This is a genomic window from Staphylococcus sp. AC872 (genome assembly GCF_979255425.1).
Genome location: NZ_CEEDKW010000038.1, coordinates 1 through 357 on the forward strand (window position 1 = coordinate 1; position 357 = coordinate 357).

The 357-nt window shown below is 45.9% G+C and carries 1 pseudogene; it reads right to left on the bottom strand.

The annotated features are described in order from the left end of the window. Positions 1–357: pseudogene (locus ACZ267_RS12820) on the bottom strand (cell wall anchor protein); the annotation flags it as partial.

Here is a 357-nt window from a genome sequence, read left to right on the forward strand (position 1 = left end):
TGCACTCGCTTCATCTGGTGTTATCACTGGCGCCATCGGCGTTGCTTCTTTCACTGGCACATTTGCTCTCGCTTCTGGACTTGTGTCACTATTACCGTGACTCTCATTAGCTGTAACTTCACTTCCATTTTGAACACCTTGATAGCTTATTGTCACTGCTCCACTCGCACTATCGATACTAATTCCTGTTGGGGTTTCATTTAATGTCCATTGGTTCCCTACTTTAGTTGCGATTACTTCCTTCGCATCTCCATTCGGTGCCACATAATGGACTGTCATCTTATCCGCATCACCTTGTGGTGTGACTGTTACACTTGCATTTGTTTCATCTTGGGTAACAACTGGAGCCGTCGGCGT